This window comes from Modestobacter sp. I12A-02662 (genome assembly GCF_041028325.1).
In the GTDB taxonomy this organism is placed as follows: domain Bacteria; phylum Actinomycetota; class Actinomycetes; order Mycobacteriales; family Geodermatophilaceae; genus Modestobacter.
Genome location: NZ_JABGDE010000051.1, coordinates 1 through 520, shown reverse-complemented (window position 1 = coordinate 520; position 520 = coordinate 1). Strand labels below are relative to the sequence as shown.

The 520-nt window shown below is 53.1% G+C and carries 2 protein-coding genes; one reads left to right on the top strand and one right to left on the bottom strand.

Going from position 1 to position 520, the window contains the following annotated elements; translation table 11 throughout:
- Positions 1–198: EAL domain-containing protein (locus tag HL189_RS22560; RefSeq protein WP_369135970.1), on the top strand; the 198-nt coding region annotated here is incomplete at its 5' end.
- A gap of 6 nt (positions 199–204) precedes the next feature.
- Here the strand turns inward: HL189_RS22560 and HL189_RS22555 are convergent.
- Positions 205–520, bottom strand: a 316-nt coding sequence (locus HL189_RS22555) for a transporter associated domain-containing protein (protein ID WP_369135969.1), incomplete at its 5' end; no start/stop codon positions are given.

The window sequence follows — 520 nt, the reverse complement described above, 5'->3', positions numbered from 1 at the left end:
AATATTGAACTGGTGGCGGAAGGGGTAGAAACCGAGGAACAGTCACGGTATTTGCGTCGCCACGGGGTGCATATTTTGCAGGGATATTTCTTTGCGCGGCCAATGCCGCTGCGGGAGTTTCCGAAATGGCTGGCGGGAAGTTCTCCCCCGCCAGCACATCACAATGGACACATCGTGCCCTTAATGCCGTTACGCTAAAAAAGTTTACTCTTCTTCGTCGTGTGCAGATTGCTCTTTAACAATACGCACCATATCAACGCGATAGTCGTTGGCTTCGACAATGGTGATATGCAACGGCGGCAGTTCAATCACATCGCCGATACGCGGGATCTGACCGTTAACCGAAATCACAAGCCCTGCCACGGTGGCAATGTCTTCTTCATCGTTAATGACATTTTCCAGCCCCAGCGTGTGCGAGAGCGCGTGCAGGTCAGTAGTACCTTTGACCAACCACCCTTCGCCGTCCGCAACGATTTCCGGCGTTTCGTCTGCATCCGGGAATTCTCCCGCAATCGCTTCC